Genomic DNA, 19,901 nt, shown 5'->3' with positions numbered 1-19,901 from the left:
CAATCGATTCGAAACAAAGCACAGCTTTGAACGTGCTGAACGTTGCACCACGTGAACTGCCCATCGATGGGGGATCGCGCCCAAGGGGTCCAAGCCTTCAACGGCGGGCTGAACTGACGACAACCCTTAACGTTGCAGTGAGATCAACCGCCCTGAGCAACGGATAGCTGCAAGCAGCTCAGGACGTTGACGCTTTCTGCGTTCGCTCGAAGGCCTTGGCGCCTGATGCGATCAAATCGTTAGTGGCACGAGCCTTGGAATACAAGTATCCTTGATGATGATGAACGCCGAGCTCAGAGAGAAGATCGGCAATCTCGTTGGTTTCCACGCCTTCGGCGACAACCCTTATCTTCATCAATGTAGCCAGGCCGGTGATCAGCTTGACGATCCGCATCGCCGTTGCATCTGTATCAAGGTCTTTCACGAAAGACTTGTCAATCTTGATCTCATTGGGTTGGACAAGAAACAGCCTGTTGAGCGAGGAATAACCGGTTCCAAAATCATCAAGAGATAAATCCATCCCAGAATCCCTGAGGATCCGCAGATTGTCTTCTGTGGCGGAATCGGTTTGGAACAGGGAAGTTTCCGTAATTTCAAGAGTCACCTGAGTCGGAAGGACTCTCTGCTTGCTGAGCATCTGAAGGAGCATCAGAGCGAAATCCGGATTGTTGAGCAGAGATGCGGTCACGTTGATCGCCAGCCTGAGATCACTGTTCATGCTGGCCAGCAGAGTCGCAAAACCCTTCACAGCAAGATGCAGAAGCTCTTCACCAAGGGGGCCAATCAATCGATAGCGCTCCGCCAGGGCCAGGAACGTTTCTGGCGACACGTCTCCCTCGGTTGGGTGGGTCCAGCGCGCCAGCGCCTCGACGGTATGGATGCCTCCATTGGTTGAAAGAATCGGCTGAAAAAACACCGCCAGCTCATGATTCTCCAGTGCTTTCTGTAGATCAGCAAACAGCTGATAGTCGTCAAGCTCCTCCCTTAAGGCCTCCTCACCAAAAACAAAGATGCGGCTATGAAACTGCTTCTTAGCCTGATACATTGCAACATCTGATCGCTTCATCGCTTGCCTGAAGTCAGTATCGCCCCCTTGTACAATCGTAATGCCGATACTTAGCCGAATCGGTAGCGATACAGCGCCAAGTTCAAAGGGGGCTTCAAACCTAGATATCAGCCTATTTGCGAACAGATAGGCCTTGGCCTTGAGATTACTTTCGCTACGATCCTCCAAACCAGAGAGATCCATCAAGACCGCAAACTCATCCCCTCCATAACGAGCGACAAAGTCCTCACGCCGGCACCACTCGCGCAAATTGTCTGCGACGGTCGAAAGCGCTGCATCGCCCACACCATGCCCATAGGTATCATTGATCTGCTTAAATTTATCGATATCAACAAACATGACCGCGTAGGGCTTACCACTTCTTTTGGCGCGCTGAGCCTCAATCTCAAGGCGAACGAGAAAATAGCGGCGATTCGGTAGATCGGTAAGAGAATCAAGCAGTGCCAAAGCCCGGGCAGATTCCAGAAACTGCTCGAAGCGTTTCGCCACTACTCCGAGCTTGTGCTCCATGCCATCAGTCTTGGGAGCTGAGGCTTCCTGCTCCAAGGGTGCTTGCTTGTTGACTCCAAAGATGATCGAGGTCACCTCATCTTCAACTGCCAAGCCACGGGATCCGTCTGAAGCTCCGAGCCGTTCAAGCATGTGATCCAACCGCTCACTGCTCCTCCGAATCCGCAGGCCCGCCTGATGCTCTCTATGGCGCTGAAGAACCATCACCCGACGACGCTCCAGCATCATCACCATTCGGAAGGTGAGCAGCGCTGCCAACAGCACCAACATCAGGGGCAGATCATCCACCAAAGACCGCATCGTGCCTTCCACCACCTCAGCATCAGGAGATTTCAGAAGTGAGCCGTCTGGGGCGAAGGGTGTCAGATAAACCAACTGTCCCCATGGCGCTTCGTTGGCGGGCTTCACGCCCACCGGTCTCACTACCCCTTTGAAAACCTGGTTGCGACTGTCGCGGCAGAAAAACTGACGGGTAACGCCTCGCTTCGGCAACAGCTTCAACTGACCGGTGGCGCAGTTCTTCAGCAAAGGATCATCGAGGCCACCATTGGACAGCCTGTTGGTTTTAAACAACAGATCACCCGTGCTCGAAAAAAGCAGCAGCATCACACCGGGTTCAACCCTTTTGCTGGCTTCGTTCAGACGTATATAGCCCTCTGGAGTCTTCTTCCTGAGATAGTCAAGAAACTCAGTTCTGCGGGTCCAATCATCCGCCTTTCCCTGCAGCCATTTTTGCGATGGAGAAGACTGGGCCGTCGAATCCTTCAACTCATTCAGCCTTTTGTTGTTGACATCAACCCCTCGACGGATCAGCTCCATCACCATCAGAGGGGTCAGCACAAGGAGTGCCAGCAAAACAGCCTGGCGTTGGCGCAGTTGGCTCCGGCGCAGATCGACGCGTTCCTCCTTGATCCACGGCAGAAAGAACTTCTTCAAATCGAGCCTGGTCTTTGATTGTGACCTTACCGAACAAAGCAGAGAATGGGTAGATCAACGGCGAGCGCTCAACACCATGGTTGCTGACTGGGCGTGTTCAGCCAGCGGAGCCATGCCAGCCTTGGTCAGCCTCCGCGGTCCCCGCCATGGGCACTCGCCTGAGTGGCGGCTGTGGCGTGACCAGCGCTCGGACCTGATCTTCAGCTGCGACCATCAAGACCCGATCGATCTGAGCGCCCCGCCTGGCGCCGAGATCAGGCAACCGCTGATGCCCGGTGTGTGGTTGGCCAACAAGCGCCATCCCCATGGCCAGGAGCTGGTGCTGGAGTGCCAGCTCACGGAGAGCGAGCTGATCGGTCGCCTGCGGGCGGAGACCGCGCTACCCCTGCGGGAGCTGCGCTTTGAGCGCGAAGCGGAGGGCCGCGACCAGCTCCGCGTGCGCGCCTGAAGCGACGAGCCGCTGTGGCCCCCATCACTGCCATCAGTGAGTCTGATGGCGAGAGGATTGACCCATCAGAACAACTACGGATAGCGTCTGGCCACGCCACACGATCGACTCAAATAAACCGCCATGACCACTGTGATCAGCCTCGATTCCAGGCCGTCAGCTGATGCTCAGCCACCGGAAACCTCCACCTCCCCGCCCACTGATCCAGCTGCCACAAACACACCCGTTCCCTGGCATCAACAGTTCCGTCGACGCCAGATCGTGCAAGCGCTCGAAGCGGTTCAGGACATGATTGCCGTGTCGCTTTGCGTGGGGTTGTTCTGTGTGATGGCGCTGCAATTACGCGCCATTTTTCTCTCCTTGCTGACCAAGCCACATTTTCACCAAATCACCGCGGACATCCTCTTCATCCTGATCCTGGTGGAGTTGTTCCGCCTGATGATCATTTACCTCCAGGAACAGCGCGTCTCGATCGGGGTGTCGGTGGAGATCGCCATCGTTTCGGTGCTACGGGAGGTGATCGTCAAGGGGGTGCTGGAAACGGACTGGCACCAGATCCTGGCGGTGTGCGTGTTCCTGATGGCCATGGCGGTTCTGTTGGTGGTGCGGGTCTGGCTGCCACCCACCTTCGCCGGCGTCGATCCCGAGGCCATGGTCTCGGCTCGCCTGCGCGAAACCCACCACTGAATTCGCCCTAGGGTCGGACCGGGTCCTCAGGTTCCCTCTGCCCCAACGCCATGACCGACGCCACCGCGCTGCTGGTGGGGCTGATGGTCAGCCTGATCGGCAGCGGTTACGTGCTCTATGGGCGCAAGCAGAGCCACACCATCGCCCTGCTCTGCGGGCTGACCTTGACGCTCATCCCCTGGTTCCTCACCAATCCATGGCTGCTGGCCCTCAGTTGCGTCCTGTTGATGGGGCTCCCCTTTCGCCTGCGTTGATCGACGCCCAACTGCTTTTCCTGCCCGGGGCCTCCGGCAGCACAGCGTTCTGGCAACCACTGGCGGAGCGGCTCACCCACCCAGCCGAACGCAGGTTCCTGGGCTGGCCAGGCTTTGGGCCAACGCCGCCGGATCCCGCCATCAACAGCCTCACCGACTTGGTGGACCTGGTCAGCGGCGCCCTCGATCGACCCAGCGCGCTGATCGCCCAATCCATGGGCGGGGTGATCGCCTTGCTGACCGCCCTGAAGCAACCGCAATCCATCACCCACCTTGTGCTGATCGCCACCTCCGGCGGCCTCGCCATGGCGGAGCACGGCGCTGAGGATTGGCGGCCGGCTTTCATGGCCAGCCAGGCCTCCGTTCCCCCCTGGTTCGCAGACGCCACTGAGGACCTCACTCCCCTGCTCCCTGAGATCCGTATGCCCACCCTGCTGGTGTGGGGGGACGCCGATCCGATCAGCCCACTAAGCGTCGGGCGGAAACTGGAAGCGCTGCTGCCCCGCTCGAAGCTGCGGGTGATTCCCGGCGCCGACCATGACCTGGCCTTCAGCCACGCGGCGGAGCTGGCGCCGATGATCGAGGACCACCTCGCGACGCCATGACGCAGGAGTCAATCCGCCTGAGCCCCGTGCAACCGGAGCAACTGGACCAGTTGATGCCCCTGGTGGCGGCCTTCTACGCCCATTTCGGCTACTCCTACGACAACGACCGCAAACGCTCGTTGCTGGAGACGTTCCTGAACGATGGAAACAGCGGTCGGTTGTGGTTCATCGTCAACAGCGACGCACCCGTGGGCTATGTGCTGATCGCCTTCTCCTTCAGCCTGGAAATGGAAGGCCGCATCGCCTTCGTCGATGAGCTGTTCATCGCACCGGAAGGGCGCTCCAAAGGCACTGGCGCCTGGGCCCTGTCCCTGGCGGAGGCGGCCTGCCGGGAACTGGGGGTGGGCACCCTGAGGCTGGAGGCCGAAGCAGACAACCTCCGCGCCGCCGCCCTTTACCTAAGGCAGGGTTACGGGGATCTCGGCCGTCGTTTGCTGAGCAAATCACTTGATCAACCGAATCACAGACCAGAAGACACCTGAATTGTTTGACTGATCGGCGAACAAGCACCCAACGCCCAGGCCAGGGTGGGAGTCATGTATCAATCAACACCAAGCAAGCCCCTTGCCTCCCATACTCTCGCGGCCAAAGGAATCTCCATGCTCAACAACAGTGGCAAGGTTTCATCAAGCCAAGCCTCCAACACCATGACATCTGACGATCTGGAGATTCATTTTCAACCGATCATCAGCCTCAAGACCAGTGCTGTCATTGGGTTGGAGGCCCTGGCCAGGCCCCTGAAGATGAACGTCGAAGCCTTCTTCTCCGAAGCTCGCCAAAGTGGCAAGCTCCTGGAACTGGATCGTCGCTGCCGTGCCCTGGCCATGGCCGGATTTCGCAATCTGTCCCAACAGCTGGCCCAGCAGCCTTTGTTATTTCTGCAATTTGAAACCTCCCTGATCGATGAAGGAGCGGAGGGATCAGAGGCCCTGATGAATGCCACAAAGGAAGCGGGCCTAGAGCCCAATGACATCGTGATCGAACTAAAAGAAACAAGGGCCATGAACTCCATGGCCATCAAAAACTTCGTAGACAACTACCGGGAACTAGGCTTTCTGATCGCCATCGATGACGTTGGCTCGGGATACAGCAACCTTACAAAAATATCTGAATTACGTCCACACATCATCAAACTCGATCGCTGCCTCGTGGAGGGCGTTGAGAAAAGCTACATCAAGCAGGAAACGATCAAATCGCTTGTTCATTTAAGCAAAAACATCGGCACGCTTGTGCTGGCAGAGGGAATTGAAACCCAGGCAGAATTGGATTATTGTGCCTATGTTGGTATCAACTACTTCCAGGGCCATTACTTCGCACGGCCGGCAGCACCGACGGATCTGCATCTATCAGATGTGCAGCTCTTGATCCTCAAGGCGAACCACCGACACCGCGCCAAAGTCATCGCCGCTCAGCAAGCCCAGCAGCAATCCGATCAAGACCTGCAGGCCATGGCCATTGATTGCAGCGACCGCCTGCGCTCTGGTACTCCCACTGAGTTTGATCCGATCCTCGCGGCCTGGGTTCTGGAACAACCATCGATCAATGCGGCCTACCTTCTCGACAATGAAGGGGTGCAACTCAGCAAAACCCACCTGGGACGTGGGGTCAGACCCTCCCAGCATCGCCTGTTCGCGCCAGCCACGCCAGGAACCGATCACAGCAACAAAGAATACTTTCTCGGCTTGATCGAGAACGGACCGGATCAATTCCTCACCAACAGTTACATCGACCTGGCAACGGGTCGGCTCTGCCGAACCCTGGCCAGGCAGTTGAACATACCTGATGGTGGTGCTTACGTGCTCTGCATCGACCAGCTCACACCAAACACTGTTTAAGCCGCTTGGGCGTCCCTCGCCCAAAGCTCTGGCAAGCCCGCCTCAACCACCCTGCTCTCCATCAGGGATGACGATTCCATGGCGGATCGCAACCGAAGCAGGATCATGGGGGGCCTCAATCTGATCAACTTGGCCCGCGCGGACCATGAACGCCCATGCCCCAGCGTTGCCGCACCGTGGCCATGAGGTTGGAGCACGCCAGCGGCGCTGCCTTCATTAGGAACCCACGGCTGGACGTCCCAGGACAACCTGCGGGAGATTGCCTGCGGTTGCTCCCCCGGGAGCAGCGCCTCCTCGCTCAGCCGCCATGACCCTCATCACCGGCCTCTCCGGCAACGAGATCTACTGTCTGCGCCGCAAAGGCCTGACGCCGGGTGACCTGGTGATCGGCAACAGCGTGATCGCCCTCGGCCTGGTGCGCAGCCTGCTCTCCGGCCTCAAGACCCTGGTGGGGGAGAGGTGCATCAGATCACCGCCCTGATCCAGGAGGGTCGCTCGCGCGCCTACCGGCGTCTGGTGCGTGAAGCCGGCCAGCGGGGTGGCGTCGGCATCACCGGCGTGGCCAACGAGCTGGTGTTCCAGGGCACCAACGTGGAGTTCCTGGCGATCGGCTCCTGCCTGCACCGGGAAAATGGAACACCAGACGACGAGCTGGCGTTCTCCACCTCTGCCGATGGCCAGGCGCTCTACTGCCAGCTCGATTGCGGCTTCAGGCCGCTGCAGTTCGTCTTCGGCAACGTGGCCTACGCCGTGGGCCTCGGGGGCGGCCTGCTGGGGGGCCTGCGCAGCCTGGTGCGCGGCGAGGTGGTGGAGTTCTCTCGCCTGTTCAACACCATCCGCCACCTGGCGCTCCAGCGCATCTCGGCGGAGGCCACGGCCGTGGGCGCCAACGCCGTGGTGGGGATCCGCACCACGATCCTGCCCTTCGTCGGGCTGCAGGAGATGGTGATGATCGGCACCGCCTCCCACCACCCCGCCCTGCCGGCGGCCTACACCGATGCGCCGATCACCAGTGACCTCACCAACGAGGAAATGTGGAACCTGATCGACCAGGGCCTGATGCCCGTGCAGCTGGTGTTGGGGGTTTCGGTCTATTCGCTGGGGCTCTGGGGCGGCCTCTCGGCCTTCTTCAAATCGTTCGTGCGCGGTGAAATCCGCGAACTCAGCAGCTTGATCTACGCCGCCCGCGAGCAGGCACTGCGCCACATCGAAGTCGATGCCCGCCGCTGCGGCGCCGATCAGGTGGTCGGCATCAAGACCTACGTCTACAACCTCGGCGGCGGCATCGTCGAATTCCTGGCCATTGGCACCGCCGTCAAGGCGATGCCCGGGGTGCACACCCTCTCCGAGCAACTGCTACCCCAGGCGATCATCCGCGACCAGGACACCTTCATCAACACCGCCCAGTCCAGCTCCGCAGCCCCCTGAATCAGCCCACCAACTCGCGCAGCATTCTGGGCTCCGTGGGCACCCTGTTCGCCATCGTGGCCTGGATCGGCTATGTGATGTTCGTCATCTTCCGTTGATGGCGGCTGGTCGCACCCCTTCGCTGCGCTGCTGCTGCACGGCTTCACCGGCAACCCCGAAACGCTCGGGCCGTTGGCGGCACCGCTGCGGGCCCTGGGGCTCCCCGTGGCCATGCCCCTGCTGCGGGGCCATGGGGGGCCCAGCCCCGAGGCCCTTGGGGCGGTGCGCTGGCCCGATTGGGTCGCCGATGGGGCTGCCGCCCTCGAGCAGCTGAGCGCCCAGGCCGAACAGGTGATCATCGTGGGCCACAGCATGGGAGCCCTGGTGGCCCTGCAGCTGGCGGCCGACCACGGCGCCAGCATCGACAGCCTGGTGCTGGTGGCGACCCCGATCCAGCTGGCCTCGCCGCTGGCCCCCGGCCGTCCCCTGCAACGGCTGCGACCGCTCGTGCAACGACTGCTGCGCCGCTGGCCGATCCCGAAGACCTACCGCGACCCCTCCCTGGCCATCCACGACAGCAGCTACGACTGGTCGCCCATGGCTCCGCTGATCTCCTTCCTGGAGTTCGGCGCCCACACCCGAGCGCGCTTAGGGGAGGTGAGCTGCCCTGCCTTGATCCTGCAGAGCCATGCCGATCCGGTGGTGCTGGACGCCAGCGTCCCGTTGTTGTGCGCCGGCCTGGCGACCCCGGCCGCCGAGAAGCGTGTGGTCTGGTTCGAGCGCTCGGGCCATGAGCTCGTTCTCGATCTGGAGGGCCCGGCGGTTGTTGCGACCGTGATGGAGTTCGTGGGGGAGCGGCTGAAGCGCGATTGAATGCCCGCAGGCTTGACGAACGAACGACCCTTTCACCCGCTGCCATGGCCACCAACGACCTCTCCCCGGACCGGATCCTCGACGTGGCGATGGCCTTCTGGCCCGCCAAGGTGCTGCTCTCGGCCGTTGAACTGGATCTGTTCAGCACCTTGGGTGAGCGTGCCCTCAGCGGCGCTGAGCTCCAGGCGGAGCTGAAGCTGCACCCCCGCGCCAACCCCGACTTCTTCGACACCCTGGTGGCCCTGCGTTTTCTCGAACGTGAGGGCGATGGGGCGGAGGCCCGCTACCGCAACAGCGCCGAAACAGCCACGTTCCTGAACACGGCCCATCCGGCCTACATCGGCGGCTTTCTGGCCATGGCCAACGACCGCCTCTACCCCTTCTGGGGCGATCTCACCGAGGCCCTGCGCACGGGCGCACCTCAAAACGAGATCAAACACAACGGTGCCCCCCTCTTCGAGGCGCTCTATGCGGACCCCGAACGACTGGAGCAGTTCCTCGCCGCCATGGCGGGGATTTCCGCCGGCAACGCAACGGCCCTGGCGGAGCGCTTCGATTTCTCCCCGTATCGCAGCCTCTGCGACGTGGGCGGTGCCTCCGGCCTGCTAGCGCTCACCCTGGCCCGACGACACCCCCATCTGCGCTGCCTCACCGCCGATCTGCCCCCTGCCACGGCGATCGCGGAGCGTCAGGTGGCCGCCTCGGGGCTGGCTGATCGGGTCAGTGCCGTGCCGCTGGATTTCTTCGCCCAGCCGCTGCCCAGGGCCGATGTGATCACCATGGGCCTGATCCTCCACGACTGGAACCTGGAGAGGAAGCGCGAGCTGATCGCCGCTGCCTACGAGGCCCTGCCCGAGGGGGCGTCTTCATCGTGCTGGAGCACCTGATCGACGATGCCCGGCGTGAGAACGCCTTCGGCCTGATGATGTCGCTGAACATGTTGATCGAAAACGGTGACGCCTTCGACTTCACCGGAGCTGATTTCAACCGCTGGTGCCTGGAGGCGGGCTTCCAGCGCACGGAGGTGCTTCCCCTGGCCGGGCCCGCCAGCGCCGGCATCGCCTACAAGTAAGCGCTCCCTGGCGCCTCACTCCAGCTTCTCGATCACCACCGCCGTGCCATAGCAGAGCACCTCGGTGGCCGCCGAGGCTCCGCTCTCCACCTCCGAGCCGTCGTAGCGGGTACCCACGATCGCGTTGGCCCCGAGCTTGCGGGCATGGCTGATCATCTGCTCGTAGGCCTGTTGCCGGGTCTGCTCGCACATCTCGGTGTAGGCGCCGATGCGGCCGCCGATCATCGATTTCAGCCCGCCGAAAAAGCCCTGCAGCAGGGTGGGTGAACGCACCACGATGCCGCGCACGATTCCCAGGTACTCCTTGATCGCATAGCCCTCGATGCTGAAGGTGGTGGTCACGAACACCGGCTGAACCACGGGCGTCCCCTCGCTTCGATCGGATCCAACCCTATGGCGCTCTGGCGGCCCCATGGGAGCCTGAAGATCTCCTCGGCACCGTCGTCCTTGCGCCTCGCCCGGCCCTCCACCTACCTCTGCGCCTTCGTCACCCTGCTGAACGACCGCATGGGGGAAAGCATCGTCTTTCCGTTGCTGCCCTTCCTGCTGGCCAGTTTCAGCAACGACGGCCGCACCCTGGGCCTGCTGGCGGGCAGCTACGCCCTGGCCCAGTTCACCGCCACCCCCTGATCGGCGCCCTCAGCGACCGCTACGGCCGCAAGCCAGTGATCGCCCTATGCGTGGCCGGCTCGGTGCTGGGCCTGGGGCTGTTTGCCCTCACCGTCGCCACCGACTGGGCCCGAATCCCCTGGGCGGCCGGCACCAGCCTCCCCTGGGTCTGCTGTTCGTGGCCCGTCTGATCGATGGGGTCAGCGGCGGCACCGCCGCCACCGCCGGGGCCGTGCTCGCCGACATCTCCCCGCCGGAGAAGCGGGCCAAGGCCTTTGGTCTGATCGGTGTGGCCTTCGGGCTGGGCTTCATCCTCGGTCCTGGCCTGGGGGGCCGGCTGGGGGAGATCAACGTGAACCTGCCGGTGCTGGTGGCGGTGGGCTTCGCCGCCGCGAACCTGGTGCTGGTGCTGACCCTGCTGCCGGAAACCCACCCCCCGAAGCCCGCCAGCCGATGCCACGCCGGCGCGAGCTCAACCCCTTCAGCGCCCTGCGCAAGGTGTTCACCAACCCCCAGGTGCGCCGCCTCTGCCTGGCCTTCTTCCTGTTCTTCCTGGCCTTCAACGGCTTCACCGCCGTGCTGGTGCTCTATTTCAAGCAGGCCTTCGACTGGGGGCCGGCCCTGGCCGGCACCGCCTTTCTGATCGTGGGCGTGGTGGCCACGGTGGTGCAGGGTGGCCTGATCGGGCCGCTGGTGGAAGCGCTTCGGCGAATGGCGCCTCACCCTGGCGGGCCTGGGCTTCGTGATCGCCGGCTGCCTGCTGGTCCCGCTGGCCACCAAAGCCAACGCCCAGCCGGTGGTGTTCAGCGCCGTGGCGGTGCTGGCGTTGGGTACGGGCCTGGTCACCCCCTGCCTGCGCAGCCTGGTCTCCCGCCGCCTCGACAGCAGCGGCCAGGGGGCCGCCCTGGGCAGCCTGCAAGGTCTGCAGAGCCTGGGCAGTTTCCTGGGGCCACCCCTGGCGGGCCTGGCCTACGAACTCACGGGTCACACCAGTCCCTTCTGGCTGAGCATGGGCCTGCTGACTGCGGTGGCCGCCCTGGTGGCCGGTGGCTTGCCTAGTTCCGGTCCTTTGGCAAGCAGCTCCAACACCGAAAGCAGCCAAGGTTGATTGCTACGTTGACACCCTGAACCTTTCGGGCGATGCGAGAGCCACCATGAGCGAACCCATGGTGGCGCCGGAGCTCTACATCAACCGTGAACTGAGCTGGATCGCCTTCAACCAGCGGGTGCTGGCCCAGGCGCTGAGCGAGCACACCCCGCTGCTGGAGCAGGCCAAATTCAGCGCGATTTTCAGCAACAACCTCGATGAGTTCTTCATGGTGCGCGTGGCGTCCCTGAAGTCGCAGGTGGAGGCGGGCGTCGGCAGCCTCAGCGACGACGGCCACACGCCGTTGCAACAACTCAAGATCATCCGTGAAACCCTGCGCCCCCTGCTGGGGCAGCAGCAGGAGCACTACCGCCTCTACCTCAAGCACCAGCTCGCGGAACACGGCGTCCAGCTGATCGACTACGAACGGCTCAATGCCCACCAGAAGACCTGGGTCAACGACTACTTCCAGACCGCCATCTTTCCGGTGCTCACGCCCCTGGCGGTTGATCCGGCCCACCCCTTTCCCTTCATCAGCAACCTCAGCCTCAATGTGGCGGCCCTGATCCGTGACCCAGACACCGGCCAGCAGCAGTTCGCCCGGGTGAAGGTGCCGCAGAAGAACCTGCCCCGGTTCGTGACGATCCCCACCGAGCTCTGCACCCGGGAGCCGGCCCCGATCTTCACCGCCGTGCCCCTGGAACAGGTGGTGGCCTTCAACCTGCAGCTGCTGTTCCCCGGCATGACGATCGAGGGGCACTACTTCTTCCGGGTCACCCGCGACGCCGACCTGGAACTTCGTGACCTCGAGGCCGACGACCTGATGGAGGCCCTGCAGGAGGGCCTGCGCAAACGGCGCCGGGGCGGCGAGGTGGTGCGGCTGGAGGTGGCCGATGAGATGCCCGATGAGGTGGTGGAGCTTCTGATGGAGGGCACCGACGTGGAGGCCGACGACCTCTACCGGATCAATGGGCCTCTGGGTCTCGATGACCTGATGAGCCTGTTGTCGATCCCCCTGCCCAAGCTCAAGGACAAACCCCACAAGGGCCGCACCCACCCCGCCCTGGCCCGGGCCCAGAAGAACCGCCTGGAGGACGGCTCGATCAAGGCCGAGGAATTTGAGAGCGTGTTCTCGGTGCTGCGCCGGGGCGACGTGCTGCTGCACCACCCCTTCGATCTGTTCTCGACGTCGGTGGAGGAGTTCATCGGTCAGGCCGCCGACGATTCCTCGGTGCTGGCGATCAAGATGACGCTGTACCGCACCTCAAAGGATTCGCCGGTGATCGCGGCGCTGATTCGCGCCGCCGAGAACGGTAAACAGGTGATGGCCCTGGTGGAGCTCAAGGCCCGTTTCGACGAGGACAACAACATTCAGTGGGCTCGGCAGCTGGAGCGCTCCGGCGTGCACGTGGTCTACGGCGTGCTCGGGCTCAAGACCCACACCAAGATCATGCTGGTGGTGCGCAAGGAAAAGGAACGACTGCGCAGCTACGCCCACATCGGCACCGGCAACTACAACTCCAAGACCTCCACGCTCTACACCGATCTGGGCCTGCTCACGGCCAACCCGAAGATCGGCCAGGACCTTGTGGAACTGTTCAACTACCTCACCGGCTTCTCCAAGCAGCAGAGCTTCCGCCGGCTGCTGGTGGCCCCGGTCACCCTGCGCAAGGGGATGGAGGCGCTGATCGAGCGGGAAACACTTCACGCCCTCGAGGGCCGGGGCGGAGCGATCAAGGCCAAGATGAACGCCCTGGTGGACCCGCGCCTCATCGCCCTGCTCTACGAGGCCTCCCAGGCCGGCGTGCAGATCGATCTGGTGGTGCGGGGCATGTGCAGCCTCCGCCCCGGGGTCGAGGGGGTGAGCGACAACATTCGCGTCAGCAGCGTGATCGGTCGCTTCCTGGAGCACTCGCGCCTGTTCTCGTTTGCCAATGGCGGTGAACCGGAGTTCTTCATCGGCAGCGCCGACTGGATGCCCCGCAACCTGGACCGGCGAGTGGAGGCGATCACACCGGTGGAGGATTCCCAGTTGCAATGGCAACTGGAACAACTGCTGGAGGCGTATCTCGGCGACAACAGCAGCGCCTGGGACATGCACAGCGACGGCAGCTTCGAGCGGCGCCAGCCGGAGGACGAACAACGGGCGGTGCAGAAGGAGCTGATCGAGACCTGGCGAGGTGGTTTCAGCGCCCGCAGTTGATCGAAACCGGAGCAGCCGCCTACCAGACGAACCGGTCACAGGCTGAGCAAGCCATGGGCTGGAGCTGAAGGATCCAGATCACTGATGCCGATGACTGATGCCGATCAGTGGCACAGATCAGTGATGCAGATCGCCTGCGCATGCGAATCAAAAAGCGCAGAAGTGTGCTGAAGACGACAAAATCCTTAGCCATCCAAACGCATCCGCAAGGAAACTTTGTGGACAATTAAGGAACTCTGCGCTTTTGGCCCGTTGTTTTCTCCGCCACAGTGCTACATTCCGCGCAAATCAAATATGGAGCTCGGGGTGATGGGGACACCTCTGCGATCCACGGAGAAGGCGACGCCTGTGCGTTCGTCTTCGACGTCAGATCCTGTTGTCGAAGCCACGGACAGCGCTACCAACGCACCGGCTGAACGCAAGAAATCTTCCCGTGCGGCCGCCCGCCCTGCGGGTCGCCTGAGTGCCGATTCCATCGGTTGGTATCTCAGCACCATCGGCCGGGTGCCGCTGCTCACCGCAGCGGAAGAGATCGAACTGGCCCATCACGTTCAGGCCATGAAGCGCCTGAACGAGCTGCCTGCCGAAACACTCACGCCCCGCCAGCGCCACCAGATCCGCATGGGCACCCGTGCCCGGGACCGCATGATGGCCGCCAACCTGCGGCTGGTGGTGAGTGTGGCCAAGAAGTACCAGAACCAGGGGCTCGAGCTCCTCGATTTGGTGCAAGAAGGGGCCATCGGCCTGGAGCGGGCCGTCGACAAGTTCGATCCCGCCATGGGGTACAAGTTCTCCACCTACGCCTACTGGTGGATCCGCCAAGGAATGACCCGGGCCATCGACAACAGCGCCCGCACGATTCGCCTGCCGATTCACGTCAGTGAAAAGCTTTCGAAGATGCGTCGCATCACCCGGGAACTCTCCCACCGCTTCGGCCGCCAACCCAACCGGCTGGAGCTGGCCCATGCCATGGGCATCCCCCCAAGGAACTGGAGGATCTGATCGCCCAGAGCGCACCCTGCGCCTCCCTCGATGCCCACGCCCGCGGTGAGGACGACCGCAGCACCCTCGGGGAGCTGATCGCCGACCCGGCCAGCACCGAGCCCATGGATTCCATGGACCGCAGCATCCAGAAGGAGCACCTCAGTGCCTGGCTCTCCCAGCTCAACGAGCGGGAGCAGAAGATCCTCAAGCTGCGCTTCGGTCTGGAAGGGGCCGAACCGCTCACCCTTGCCGAGATCGGCCGCCAGATCAACGTCTCCCGCGAACGGGTGCGCCAACTGGAAGCCAAGGCGATCCTCAAGCTGCGCCTGATGACCAACTACCAACAGGCCGCCTGATCCCTTGATGGCGCCCGACACGCAGCGGCAGCTGCTGGGGGTCTGTGCGGTGGCCCTGTGGCTGGCCTTCGTGTCGGGCGGAGCCCTGTTGCTGCGCTCCCGCTGGCCGGAGCAGAAGGAGTGGAGCCGCAAGCTGGTTCACATCGGCTCCGGTGCGGTGGTGCTGCTGGCCTGGGGCTTCGGCATCAACCGCACCATCGCCCTGGGGGCCGCCCTCATCGCCACCCTCCTCACCAGCCTCAATCACCGCTTCCGGCTGCTGGGGGCGATCGAAGACGTGGGTCGCCGCAGCTACGGCACGATCGCCTACGGGGCCTCGATCAGCCTGCTGTTGGCCCTGTTCTGGCCGCAGCAGCCGGAGGCCGTGGCGGCAGGGGTGCTGGTGATGGCCGTGGGGGATGGCCTGGCCGGCCTGCTTGGGACCGGCTTTCGCTCCCCCGGCTGGACCCTCTGGGGCCAACGCAAATCCCTGCTGGGCACGGCCACCATGGCCGCCGCCAGCCTGGCCGTGCTGACGGCCCTCAGCCTGGCCAGCGGCACCGGCCCCAGCACCTGGGCTGCGGCCGCACCGGCCTTGCTGCTGATCACCCTCGTCGCCACCCTGCTGGAGCAGATCGCCGTGGCCGGCCTCGACAACTTCACGGTGCCGGTGGCGGTGGGTGTGCTCTGGAGTCAGCTCAGCACCTGAGCAACTGCTCACAGCGATCGCGCCAATCGGCTTCGCTACCCAGGGCCGCCACCAGCAGCCGGTCGGAGGGCTCCTGACGCAGCCGCCGTTGCCACTGGCGGATCGCCTCGGACCGCTCCATCCACTCCGCCAGCACCATGCTCTGGATGACATCGGCGTCCCAGTTCCTCAGCTGGGCGGCGCTGAGGGCCCAATCCAGCAGGTCGTCGAGCTGAAAGGGGCGGAAGCCGGCATAGGCGGGGCCACGGGCGACCGCGCTCTGCTCGAGGTGAAACACCTGGAGCGGATTGGAAAAGCCGCAGAACTGCAGGAAATAGACCATGGCTGGGCCTGCGTTGAGTGGATCCAACGCACCCTAAAGACGATGGCCAAAGACTCTGTTCAGCAGGAACAGTTTGCGCTGGTTGATGTCAAGCTGGCACTCGAGTCAGCCGAGTGCCAATCACTCAAACCGACGCCATCAACCCAGACTGCGCCTTGGCCACAGCCGATCCAAGCTGCTCCAGCAGCCCACGGGTGGTGGCCAGGTCGATGCAGGCATCGGTGATGCTCTGGCCGTAGGTGAGCTGGCTCAGATCGGCGGGAATCTTCTGGCTACCGCCCACCAGATGGCTCTCGATCATCACCCCCATCACGTGGCGCGAACCCGAGCGCAGCTGCTCGGCCACCTGCTCCGCCACCTCCCCTGGCGGCGGTAGTCCTTGTTCGAGTTGCCGTGGCTGCAGTCCACCATCACCCGGGCGGGCAGGCCGGCCTTGGCCAGGGCAGCGGCCGACTCCTCCACCGCCTCCTGGTGGTAGTTGGTGCCGCCCTTGCCGCCCCGCAGCACCAGATGACCGTCGGGGTTGCCGGTGGTGGTGACGATCGCCGCCTGGCCAAGGGCATTGATGCCCAGGAAATGGTGGGGGCGGGCCGCGGCCTCCATGGCATGGATGGCGGTGGCGGCGCTGCCGTCGGTGCTGTTTTTGAATCCGATCGGCATCGACAGCCCCGAGGCCATCTCCCGGTGGGTCTGGCTCTCGGTGGTGCGGGCGCCGATGGCGGTCCAGCTGATCAGATCGGCGATGTACTGGGGCACCACAGGATCCAGCAGTTCGGTGGCGGCGGGCAGGCCCAGCTCAGCGAGATGCAGCAGCAGCCCCCGGGCCAGGCGCAGGCCGGTGTTGATGTCGTAGCTGTGATCGAGGTGAGGGTCGTTGATCAGGCCCTTCCAGCCCACGGTGGTGCGGGGTTTCTCGAAATACACCCGCATCACCACCTCCAGCTGGTGGCGGTGACGCTGGTGCAGCTCGGCGATGGCGGTGGCGTACTCCTTGGCGGCGGCCACGTCATGGACCGAGCAGGGCCCCACGATCACCAGCAGGCGGCTGTCCTCGCCCCGCAGGATCGCCTTGATGCGCTCCCGCGCCCCCAGCACCGTGCTGGCCGCCTTGTCGGTGAGGGGAAGCTCCCGGTGCAGCAGGGCGGGAGCGACCAGGGGGCGGGTCTCCACCACGTGCAAATCGGAGGTGGGGATCATGCCGGGACGGTCTCCTGGTCGGGCCAATCGTCCAGCCTAAACAGTCGCTTTGGAAGCCATCGTCACCAAAGCCGGTCCGGCGGCCAAGAACAATGGGCTGAGATCGAACCGCTGTGATGCTTGCTGCCTACCGCCAGGCCGCCCTTGATCGCGAGGCGCAGGGGGTGCCGGCCCTGGCCCTGGATGCCGCCCAGACCCAGGCCCTCACAGAACTGCTGGAGCAGCCCCCCGCCGGTGAGCAGGGCTTTCTGCTGCATCTGCTCAGCGAACGCATCCCCCCGGGAGTGGATGAGGCGGCCTATGTGAAGGCCAGCTGGTTGAGCGCCATCGCCCAGGGGCTGAGCGCGAGCCCCCTGGTGAGCCCGATCGAGGCCACCCGCCTGCTGGCCACCATGATCGGCGGCTACAACGTCGGCGCCCTGATCGAGCTGCTCTCCAGCGCCGATCCAGCCATCGCCGCCGAGGCCGCCACCGGTCTTTGCCGCACCCTGCTGGTCTACGACTCCTTCCACGACGTGCTGGAGCTGGCGGAAACGAACCCCTGGGCGAAGCGGGTGGTCGATTCCTGGGCCGCCGCCGAGTGGTTCACCGCCAAGCCGGATCTGCCCGCCGCGATCACGGTCACGGTGTTCAAGGTGGAAGGGGAAACCAACACCGACGACCTCTCGCCCGCCACCCACGCCACCACCCGGCCCGACATCCCCCTGCACGCCATGGCGATGCTGGAAACCCGCATGCCGGGCGGGCTGGCGCTGATCGAGCAGCTCAAGACCAAGGGATACCCCGTCGCCTACGTGGGCGATGTGGTGGGCACCGGCAGTTCGCGCAAATCAGCGATCAACTCGGTGCTCTGGCACACCGGCACCGACATCCCCCATGTGCCCAACAAGCGCAGCGGCGGCGTGGTGCTCGGCGGCAAGATCGCGCCGATCTTCTTCAACACCGCTGAGGATTCCGGCGCCCTGCCGGTCGAGTGCGACGTCAGCGCCCTGAACACCGGCGATGTGATCACGATCCGCCCCTACGCCGGCACGATCGAGCGGGCCGCGGGGGAACCCGGCGCCGGCGAGCTGGTGGCCCGCTTCGAGCTCAAGCCCAGCACGATCACCGATGAGGTGCGCGCCGGAGGCCGCATCCCGCTGCTGATCGGCCGCTCGCTGACCGACAAGGTGCGCGCCCAGCTGGGGCTGGCGCCCAGCGATCTGTTCATCCGCCCCGTGGCTCCCGCCGACACCGGCAAGGGTTTCACCCTGGCCCAGAAGATGGTGGGCAAGGCCTGCGGCCTGAGCGGCGTACGCCCCGGCACCAGCTGCGAACCGCTGATGACCACCGTCGGCTCCCAGGACACCACTGGACCGATGACCCGCGATGAGATGAAGGAACTCGCCTGCCTGGGCTTCTCAGCTGATCTGGTGCTGCAGAGCTTCTGCCACACCGCCGCCTACCCCAAGCCGGTCGACCTCAAAACCCACGCCGAGCTGCCCGATTTCATGGCCTCCCGCGGCGGCGTCGCCCTGCGCCCCGGCGACGGCATCATCCACAGCTGGCTGAACCGCATGCTCCTGCCCGACACCGTGGGCACCGGCGGCGACAGCCACACCCGCTTCCCCCTGGGCATCTCCTTTCCTGCCGGCTCGGGGCTGGTGGCCTTCGCTGCCGCCATCGGCGCCATGCCCCTCGACATGCCCGAATCGGTGCTGGTGCGCTTCACGGGCTCGTTGCAGCCCGGCATCACCCTGCGGGACGTGGTCAACGCCATCCCCTGGGTGGCGATCCAGAAGGGTCTGCTCACCGTGGAGAAGGCCAACAAGAAGAACGTCTTCTCCGGCCGCATCCTGGAAATCGAGGGGCTGCCCGATCTCAAGCTGGAGCAGGCGTTTGAGTTAACGGATGCCTCCGCCGAGCGCTCCTGTGCCGGCTGCACGATCAAGCTCTCGGAAGCCACCGTCGCCGAGTACCTGCGCAGCAACGTGGCACTGCTCAAGAACATGATCGCCCGCGGCTACGCCGACGCCCGCACCATGGCCCGGCGGATCCAGGCGATGGAGGCCTGGCTGGCGGATCCCCAGCTGATGGGCGCCGATGCGGATGCGGAGTATGCCGAGGTGATCGAGATCAACCTCGATGAGCTCAGCGAACCGGTGCTGGCCTGCCCCAATGACCCCGACAACGTCAAACTTCTCAGTGAAGTGGTGGGCGAGCGGATCGATGAGGTGTTCATCGGCTCCTGCATGACCAACATCGGCCATTACCGCGCCGCCGCCACGGTGCTCGATGGAGCCGGCACCAGCGCCGCGCGGCTGTGGGTCTGCCCCCCACCCGCATGGACGACGAGGTGCTGCGCGCCGAGGGTTACACCGCCAAGTTCGAGGCCGCCGGCGCCCGCATGGAGCTGCCCGGATGCTCACTCTGCATGGGCAACCAGGCCCGGGTGGAAGACAACACCACCGTGTTCTCCACCAGCACGCGCAACTTCAACAACCGCCTCGGCAACGGCGCCCAGGTGTACCTGGGCAGCGCCGAGCTGGCGGCGGTCTGCGCCCTGCTGGGCCGCATCCCCAGCCCGGCCGAGTACCTGGAGATTGCGGCCGCCAAGATCGATCCCCTCTCAGGCGAGCTCTACCGCTACCTCAACTTCGACCAGATCGAGGGCTTCGCGGATGACGGACGGGTGGTGAGCAGCGCGGAACAGGCCCAGGTGCTGGCCGCGGTTTGAGCAGAACCTTGTAGCAGGAGTAACAACTCGCGACGGGGTCCTTCGG

The 19,901-nt window shown here is 63.9% G+C and carries 16 protein-coding genes and 4 pseudogenes; 16 read left to right on the top strand and 4 right to left on the bottom strand.

Annotation, left to right across the window (positions count from 1 at the left end):
* Positions 1 to 178 precede the first annotated feature (178 nt).
* The gene (locus AAF143_RS06455; protein WP_255009362.1) at positions 179 to 2,512 is read right to left on the bottom strand and encodes a putative bifunctional diguanylate cyclase/phosphodiesterase; all 2,334 of its coding nucleotides are present in this window, start codon (positions 2,510 to 2,512) and stop codon (positions 179 to 181) included.
* A gap of 112 nt (positions 2,513 to 2,624) precedes the next feature.
* Here AAF143_RS06455 and AAF143_RS06450 point away from each other — a divergent pair, with 112 nt between their 5' ends.
* The 11 genes from AAF143_RS06450 (at position 2,625) to AAF143_RS06400 (ending at position 9,693) form a co-directional block, all read left to right on the top strand.
* Entirely contained in the window at positions 2,625 to 2,960 is a 336-nt protein-coding gene (locus AAF143_RS06450) for a hypothetical protein (RefSeq protein ID WP_255009360.1), read from the top strand.
* Positions 2,961 to 3,083: 123 nt separating this feature from the next.
* Positions 3,084 to 3,647: a phosphate-starvation-inducible PsiE family protein gene (locus AAF143_RS06445; RefSeq protein WP_255009358.1), complete on the top strand. Its 564-nt coding sequence runs from the start codon at positions 3,084 to 3,086 to the stop codon at positions 3,645 to 3,647.
* Between the two features lie 50 nt (positions 3,648 to 3,697).
* Entirely contained in the window at positions 3,698 to 3,901 is a 204-nt protein-coding gene (locus tag AAF143_RS06440) for a hypothetical protein (RefSeq protein WP_255009357.1), read from the top strand.
* Entirely contained in the window at positions 3,898 to 4,506 is a 609-nt protein-coding gene (locus AAF143_RS06435) for an alpha/beta fold hydrolase (protein ID WP_255009355.1), read from the top strand. The genes AAF143_RS06440 and AAF143_RS06435 overlap by 4 nt, the downstream gene beginning before the upstream one ends.
* Positions 4,503 to 4,988, top strand: coding sequence for a GNAT family N-acetyltransferase (locus tag AAF143_RS06430; protein ID WP_255009353.1), 486 nt, complete (start codon positions 4,503 to 4,505; stop codon positions 4,986 to 4,988). The genes AAF143_RS06435 and AAF143_RS06430 overlap by 4 nt, the downstream gene beginning before the upstream one ends.
* A 117-nt stretch (positions 4,989 to 5,105) precedes the next feature.
* Positions 5,106 to 6,341, top strand: coding sequence for an EAL domain-containing protein (locus AAF143_RS06425; protein WP_255009351.1), 1,236 nt, complete (start codon positions 5,106 to 5,108; stop codon positions 6,339 to 6,341).
* 307 nt (positions 6,342 to 6,648) lie between these two features.
* Entirely contained in the window at positions 6,649 to 6,822 is a 174-nt protein-coding gene (locus AAF143_RS06420; RefSeq protein WP_414026661.1) for a hypothetical protein, read from the top strand.
* Positions 6,801 to 7,769 carry a heavy metal-binding domain-containing protein gene (locus AAF143_RS06415; RefSeq protein WP_414026660.1) on the top strand — a complete coding sequence of 323 codons (969 nt, stop codon included), beginning with the start codon at positions 6,801 to 6,803 and terminating at the stop codon, positions 7,767 to 7,769. The genes AAF143_RS06420 and AAF143_RS06415 overlap by 22 nt, the downstream gene beginning before the upstream one ends.
* Before the next feature lie 126 nt (positions 7,770 to 7,895).
* Positions 7,896 to 8,621, top strand: a complete 726-nt coding sequence (locus tag AAF143_RS06410; RefSeq protein WP_414026897.1) for an alpha/beta hydrolase — start codon at positions 7,896 to 7,898, stop codon at positions 8,619 to 8,621.
* 44 nt (positions 8,622 to 8,665) lie between these two features.
* The gene (locus AAF143_RS06405) at positions 8,666 to 9,508 is read left to right on the top strand and encodes a methyltransferase (RefSeq protein ID WP_414026659.1); all 843 of its coding nucleotides are present in this window, start codon (positions 8,666 to 8,668) and stop codon (positions 9,506 to 9,508) included.
* Positions 9,493 to 9,693, top strand: coding sequence for a hypothetical protein (locus AAF143_RS06400; RefSeq protein WP_414026658.1), 201 nt, complete (start codon positions 9,493 to 9,495; stop codon positions 9,691 to 9,693). Before AAF143_RS06405 ends, AAF143_RS06400 begins: the two co-directional genes overlap by 16 nt.
* 15 nt (positions 9,694 to 9,708) lie before the next feature.
* Here AAF143_RS06400 and AAF143_RS06395 read toward each other — a convergent pair whose 3' ends face one another.
* Complete coding sequence (locus tag AAF143_RS06395) at positions 9,709 to 10,053, bottom strand: YbjQ family protein (protein WP_255009344.1); 345 nt, start codon at positions 10,051 to 10,053, stop codon at positions 9,709 to 9,711.
* 33 nt (positions 10,054 to 10,086) lie between these two features.
* Here AAF143_RS06395 and AAF143_RS06390 point away from each other — a divergent pair.
* The 4 genes and pseudogenes from AAF143_RS06390 to AAF143_RS06375 all read left to right on the top strand — a co-directional run bounded on the left by AAF143_RS06390 (position 10,087) and on the right by AAF143_RS06375 (position 15,620).
* Positions 10,087 to 11,410, top strand: a pseudogene (locus AAF143_RS06390) (MFS transporter).
* Between the two features lie 46 nt (positions 11,411 to 11,456).
* Positions 11,457 to 13,592 (top strand): polyphosphate kinase 1, encoded by a 2,136-nt coding sequence (gene ppk1 / locus AAF143_RS06385; protein WP_255009341.1) that lies wholly within the window; start codon positions 11,457 to 11,459, stop codon positions 13,590 to 13,592.
* A gap of 309 nt (positions 13,593 to 13,901) precedes the next feature.
* Positions 13,902 to 14,932 (top strand): annotated as a pseudogene (locus tag AAF143_RS06380) (RpoD/SigA family RNA polymerase sigma factor).
* A gap of 7 nt (positions 14,933 to 14,939) precedes the next feature.
* Entirely contained in the window at positions 14,940 to 15,620 is a 681-nt protein-coding gene (locus AAF143_RS06375) for a diacylglycerol/polyprenol kinase family protein (protein ID WP_255009338.1), read from the top strand.
* On the opposite strand, the gene AAF143_RS06370 is transcribed toward AAF143_RS06375, so the two are convergent.
* On the bottom strand, positions 15,610 to 15,942 hold the full coding sequence (locus AAF143_RS06370; RefSeq protein WP_255009336.1) for a hypothetical protein: 333 nt from the start codon (positions 15,940 to 15,942) through the stop codon (positions 15,610 to 15,612). The genes AAF143_RS06375 and AAF143_RS06370 overlap by 11 nt on opposite strands.
* Before the next feature lie 124 nt (positions 15,943 to 16,066).
* Positions 16,067 to 17,139 (bottom strand): annotated as a pseudogene (locus AAF143_RS06365) (3-deoxy-7-phosphoheptulonate synthase).
* 116 nt (positions 17,140 to 17,255) lie between these two features.
* Between AAF143_RS06365 and acnB the strand changes: the two are divergent.
* A pseudogene (gene acnB, locus AAF143_RS06360) lies at positions 17,256 to 19,855 on the top strand (bifunctional aconitate hydratase 2/2-methylisocitrate dehydratase).
* The last annotated feature ends 46 nt before the right edge of the window (positions 19,856 to 19,901 follow it).

The sequence above is a fragment of the Cyanobium sp. ATX-6F1 genome (assembly GCF_047395825.1).
Classification (GTDB): Bacteria; Cyanobacteriota; Cyanobacteriia; order PCC-6307; family Cyanobiaceae; genus ATX-6F1.
The sequence above is the reverse complement of the archived record's forward strand: the minus strand, read 5'-3'. Positions and strand labels throughout refer to the sequence as shown.